The following is a 6,197-nucleotide window of genomic DNA, read 5'->3' as shown; positions in this document are numbered from 1 at the left end:
GAGGGTTACCGGATCGAGCGTCCAAAGCCCATCCCCGAGATCAGGCCACGCGACCAGATCCCGGATGATCTCGGGCGCGCGGCCTGTTGTGTGAAACATGTTTCAGCCCAACGCGTGCCCGGTCATGCGACGCGAGATGCGGGTTGTTGGACTCAGATCCCCGGCGGCTCCGACGCTTCTTCATAGGCTGCCCCCTGAACGTGCGTTGGTAAAGACGCTAGGCATCACGTACCCACATTTCATTGACCGTTCCAACTTTAAGTCGCCTCATTCTGGCGTGTCTTGGTCTTAAGAATAAGTCGCCGCCAGCACCGGCCTCACACTCACAAACGAGCTGAGTACGGCGCCTCCCAAATGCGGTATCTTTGTCGATTAGCACGTCATAGCGCTGCCCGACAACCAACCGCGCCTCAGTTGCCAACTGGTATCCCGCATTTCGCACTGCATGATATTCAGCGGTTCTCGTCTCGTCCTTCGCTTTTTGACCCGCCAGGTAAGCCTCATGTCGCAACGCGTCTGCGTACTCCGTGAAGTCAATACCCTCCTTCGCAGCTATCCAGCGAGCTACGGCCTCGACGTGAGGGAACCCTTCAACCGCAGCATATTCGACATACCTGACATATATGTTACCGACCGGCGGCCGATTAAACCTTCCATCAGCGTTATCGAGAGCATCCTTCAGATTTGGGCTCATGTGCGTGAACCTCCTATACTGCCTTGTGTATCCATATTACGCGCATGGCTATTGCACGTCAACCTTCTGGCACAATGCTGTGCAGCTGCACACTCAATTGGTCTGGGATTTCGGACTGCTGATCCGCCATTCATGTTCATGTCAATTGTTTCCGTGATTGTTTCGGCGCGTCGTGGAATGATTGCGTTTCACCGTCGCCGGACTTATCGCGATGGTCCGCGCCCTGCAATCCGAGATGCAATCGCGATGCGAACCGCGTACGAGCAGCGGATCATCGAACTCGAAACAGAGAACAGAGCATTGAAGGCACGGGTCGCCCAGCTGGAAGCACAATTGCGGACCAACTCGCGCAGTACGGGCCGAACGCCCTCGCGGTCATCGTGTACCTGCTGTACATGGGTCAATTCCTGTCCAAGAAACGCACCGCGGTGGCCCTGTCCGAACTGTTCGGCACCCCGTCTCCACCGGCACCGTGGCCACCGGCACCGTGGCCACCGCCACCACCCGCGCCGCAAAGGATCTCGACCCATTCTGCGACCAGGCCAGAGCCCACCTGATCGCCGCACCGGTGGTGAACCTCGACGAGACCGGACTGCGCAGCGAGGGCCGCCGGGCCTGGCTGCACTCCCGCATCCACCCACCTGTTCTCCCTGCTGTTCTTGCCGGCCACCTTCAGCCCAGGGGTGCGGTACCACGTCGATCCTCGACGCCCGGCAGGCTGCGGGCGATCTCGACAACTTCCGGCCATGTCGGCATCTGCACTCCACGCTGTTCGCTCACAGAAGATTGCCGGTCAAAACCATTGCGAACCGTTCCGGGCACAACGTACGTTCGCTGGTACACGAGGAAGGAGGTGGTCCAACGTTGAAGACGTACAGGACTCGTGAGGTGGCTGGCCGCTAGGCCGCCGATCCCCACCGTCGGACCAAACATCCGCCCCCACACAGGGTTTGGATAACGCCCGAGCACGATGACCGCGGAAGTTCGCTTCCAGGTCGTCGGGGCGGCGGTCAGGCGAAATCCGGACAGTCATCCGGCCCCCGGGCTGCCGAACTTCGTCCAGTCGGCCCGAGCGGAACACCCGTTCCGAGCGGAGCAGCCCGGGGGTTGTCCGTGTCCGCGTTCTGCGGCCCGACACCGCCGGACGGATTCCCGTCAGGTCCCGCGTTCGACCGGCAGCACCCCGCGGTCCACGGCACGGACCAACGTCGCATGGTCGGCCTCGGTCTGATCGGCGTACAGCCGGGCGAACCGGGCCAGCGCGCGGTCGAGCTTGTCCGACGAGCCGACGTAGCCGGCGATCATCGATGCGCCACTGGTTCTCGCGTGGCCCTTGGCCAGCAGGTGCCCGACGATGCCGGCATAGTCGGTGAGGGCGGAACCGTCGATCGAATCGAGCGCGACCGTGCCCTTCATGTTCCGGAACTGGCGCACGTAGTACTGCCGGCCGTCCGCACTGGTCCAGCCCAGCAGGGGATCGCTGACCGTCTGGAGAGCCTGCTGGTACTCGACGACCCGCTGGCCCTGGTGGGCGTGCCAGGCGGAGTCGCCGTGGACGTACTTGGCGAGGACGGATCGGCGGGCTTGTTTGAGTTGCAGGAAAACCACGTCGTCCGGACTGCTCCCCTCCAGCAACGCGACGTACGCGCGGAGCCCGACACTGCCGACACCGACTACCTTGTGCGCGATGTCGACCAGGGTGTAACCGCCCAGCGCCCGCCGCCAATGCGGCGCCAATGTGCCCAAGTATTCGTCCAGCGCAGTGCCCAGCATGTCCGCGTCCGCGTCGCTGACCCTGGTGATCAACGGCGGTTCCTCGACAATGCGCCGCCTGCCCTGGTGTTCCTCGGTGAACCGCGGCAGCGCCCGGTCGCTGGTGCGGCTCCGAGCACGCCGGGCCGCCCGTTCGATTTCCGCACGAAGCGATGGATCCGAGGTGGTCTCGGTGAGCCGATCGACGTCCAGCCGTTGGTAGGAACGGGCCAGCAGGGGCTGCTCGGACAGCTCGCGGACCTCCGTGCGATAAGCCGCGACACATTCGAGAACCGCTGCCTCGCAATCGGACTCGGTGGCACCGTTCTGCCGGCCGGCGACCCAGATGCTGGCGACCAGCCTGCGCAGGTCCCATTCCCAACCACCAGGGTGGGCCTCGTCGAAGTCGTTGAGGTCGATCACCAGATCCCGCTCCGGCGAGGCGTAGAAGCCGAAGTTGCCCAGATGGGAATCGCCGCAGATGATCGGCGTGATCCCGGTGGCCGGAAGGTGCGCGACGTCCTCGGCCATGACGATCGCGGTGCCACGGAGGAAGCCGTACGGGGTGGCGGTCATCCGGCCGACGCGGAGCGGGATCAGCCAGTCCAGCCGACCCTCGTGCGACTCCATGATCTGCTGAACCGGATCGGGCCGACCGACCGGCGCTGCCCAGTCGCCGAGTGACGAGCGTGACACCCGTTGACGCAGCTCGCGTCCCATCCGGTGGCGATCTTCCCGGCCGGTCGGCCGGCGGCGCAGCGAGCCGAACGCATCGCTGTCGGCAGTCGCGAGGACGACGTGGCCGGCGGGCGCCTGAGATTCGGTCACTGGATCAGGCTCGATACGGCTCGTCGCCCGTTCGTCACTGCCGCGCGTGCGGCCGACGGACCGCCGTCGGCGATCCCGCGGTCCATCACGGTCCGACCACTGACTGCGATCATTCGGGTGACCCTTCTCGTGCGGGAACGCGGTCCGGACACTAGCGGGTCGGAGGGTGCGACCGCGAACCCGGATGCACCGGCGACAGGGCCGGATCGCGGTCCCGTGCTGCCAGCCAATCGCCGTAGGGAGCAATCGCCGTAGGGAGCAATCTTCGTTCTTCGTTCCCGGCAGTTCAGAACGGCGGTTCGTCCGGGTCGACGGGCTGCACTTCGGCGGACGCGTCGGTGAGATGGTCACGGTGTTCGTCGAGGGAACGCGCGGGTCGGGGCGCCGTGATGATGTCGCGCACCTGCTCGACCCGGCCGCGGACGGTGGTGACCAGAACCTTCAGGTCGATGGTGTCGGGGAACGGTCCACCGAATTCGGCCTCACGCCAGTCAGCACGAAGGCCCTCGCCCTCGATCCGGGCGGACCCGAAGTGGTCGCCTCCGTGCACGGCGGTGTTCCGGTCGTCATCGGGAAGATGTACCGGCGGCGCCTCGGAGGGGTCGAGGAGCTCGCCGGGCAGGGTGAGGGTCCGCGGTGCGTCGGTGTACTGGTGGCCGGTGGGGCTGGTCCAGACCTGCGTGTGCCCCGGCCCGCGGGTGCTCGACCAACCGGTGTGGTGTTTGAGCCAATGATGCGCACGGCACAGCGGATCCAGATTCGCCGGATCGGTGCCCCCGCCGTCGTCGGGATGCTGGTGATCGAAGGGGTCGCGATGATCGAGATCGCAGCGCCACGCCGGTTGTCGGCACGACGGGAACCGGCAGGTGGTCGCCAGGGTGGTGGTGATGTCCCGAGTCGCCTGCGAGGGTCGGTAGGTACGGGAACCGGTGCCGGTGATGCTGCCGGTGGCAGCGTCGAGCAGCACGGTGGTGATCGAGGCAGCGGACCTGGCGATCATGAGCGCGGATTCCGCGGTGACGGCGCCGTAGCCCTCGAGGTGGCCGGGGAGGCGGTCAAGCCCGGCGAGGGTGGACGCCGACAGCGTGACGGTCAGGTGAGGGCGGCGTCCCTGCCGGGTGGCGCGTTGTGACGTCCGTCGGTGTTCCCGGTTGCCCGTTGTGATGGCGGGCGACTTGACTGGCTGGTGCCCACCGCAGGTTGGGCAAGGCAGGCTATCTGCCGCGGAGGGAGTCGCTGCAACTGCCGACCAGGAGGCTGCGTCCGGTGTGATACGCCGATTCGCCGGGGATGTCGCCGGGGATGTCGCCGGGGATGTCGCGGGGGAGGGAGCCGGGGATGTCGCGGGGGAGGGAGCCGCGCCGGCTGCCGGCATCTGGACTTCGTCGGGCATCCGGGCCGCCGATCCGCAGTCAGCATCTGCGGAGATCCCTTGGGCGCCAACGGTTTCATTCGAAGCCGGCGCGCCGCCCACGGCAACGTCTTCATCATCAGGGCGGCGTTCACCATCGGGGCATTGGCTGGGCTTTGAGCTTCCTGCGGCGGCCGAGGTATCGCCGTTGCCGCTGTCGCTGTCGTCGTGGTTGGAATCCGACCCGTGGTCGCGTGCAGAATTGGTGCCCGGCACAGGGCCGGGAACAGGATTTGACATGCTCGACGTACCTGCGGCTTCACGGTTCTCGAATGAGCCGGCATCGCCGGCACTTCGACCATTCGAGATAGGTTCAGCAGCAATGGATTCCTCGCCCGATTCGGGCTCATCGAGAAGGTCGGTGAGGTCGACATATCCGTGGGTGAGAAGTTGTTCGGCGATGTCGTGCCAGGCGTCGACACGTCGCGCCGCCACGGGTCGATCGTCCTCGGTGCCTGTTCGATCAGCGAGTAGATCAGCGAGCGTGAAGATCGACACGGCGGCATCGGCGGGCGCGTAGGCCCTGACGGAAGCCATGCCATCGGGCAAGGAGCGCAATACCAGTTCCCGGTCGCTCTTGACTTTGCGCTCCCGATTCTCCGCAGCGTGCGGGTCTGCCGCGATCACCGCCCGGTCGAGCAGGCTGCGAAGGTTGCCTGCGGAGCGGTCTTCGGCGATCGGCAGGATCCGATCTTGGACGGCTTCGCGTAGCGACGGGCTCAGCGGAGCTGTCCGTTCGGCGATCACCCAGGCCCGGCCGCGATCGATCCGACCGGCTGCCAACGCATTCACGGTCGCCGGCAAGCCGTCGCAGAGATCCTGTGCTTTGCGGACCCGCGAACCGGCGGTGATCGGCGAGATCTGCAACGCCGCAGCGACTTCGGCCGCCGCCAGCGACGCTGCCCGCTCTTGCACCAGGGTTTCCACGGTGTCAAGGTCGATCTCGCCATCCGGACGTCGGCCCTGACCGCCCTTGTCCATCAGTTCGGCGACCAGTTCGGAGACATCGCCGGCCCGTCCCGGGCGGGCGAACTCGGTGAGCAATCCCATCTGCCTGGCCGCCAGGAGGGACAGCGCCTTCTCCGAAGCCACGATCGCGTCGACCAGTTGCGCGCCGGACAGAGTGCCCGGGTCCACCTGCGCGACCGCGCTGATCGACTCGGGACAGCCGGCTCCGGCGGCGAGCTCCGACCACGAATGCGCGCGCAATGGCGGCGGATCACCCGCAGCCTGGCTTCCCTCGGCCGGGCTGGAAACGTCATCCCTCGCACTCACCGAGCCCCACCCCCAGGCGTTCGAGCGATCATCGAGCGGTCGTAGATACATGTTCGATTCTAGCACTGAGAACTGGAGTAATGCAAGACTCTGCGGTGGGCGCGCTGCCTGCGGGGCCGGCTCCGGTCGGCCGCTCGCTAGGCCCGGGTGATGGGACTGACGATGGTGCAGCGCAGGCGGTCACGAAGGCGAACGCGATCCGATACTCATGGGATCCACGTCGCCGGTGCGCCGGCC

At 66.0% G+C, this 6,197-nt stretch carries 3 protein-coding genes; 1 reads left to right on the top strand and 2 read right to left on the bottom strand.

Going from position 1 to position 6,197, the window contains the following annotated elements; genetic code table 11:
* Window positions 1–1,166: 1,166 nt before the first annotated feature.
* Complete coding sequence (locus tag VET27_RS05500; RefSeq protein ID WP_526515924.1) at window positions 1,167–1,562, top strand: IS66 family transposase; 396 nt, start codon at window positions 1,167–1,169, stop codon at window positions 1,560–1,562.
* A gap of 287 nt (window positions 1,563–1,849) precedes the next feature.
* On the opposite strand, the gene VET27_RS05495 is transcribed toward VET27_RS05500, so the two are convergent.
* Entirely contained in the window at window positions 1,850–3,274 is a 1,425-nt protein-coding gene (locus VET27_RS05495; RefSeq protein ID WP_526515922.1) for a DUF2252 domain-containing protein, read from the bottom strand.
* A gap of 286 nt (window positions 3,275–3,560) precedes the next feature.
* Window positions 3,561–5,960: an HNH endonuclease signature motif containing protein gene (locus VET27_RS05490; RefSeq protein ID WP_526515920.1), complete on the bottom strand. Its 2,400-nt coding sequence runs from the start codon at window positions 5,958–5,960 to the stop codon at window positions 3,561–3,563.
* Between the last annotated feature and the right edge of the window lie 237 nt (window positions 5,961–6,197).

Source organism: Mycobacterium sp., assembly GCF_035633495.1.
In the GTDB taxonomy this organism is placed as follows: domain Bacteria; phylum Actinomycetota; class Actinomycetes; order Mycobacteriales; family Mycobacteriaceae; genus Mycobacterium.
This window is presented reverse-complemented; position numbering and strand designations above follow the sequence as displayed.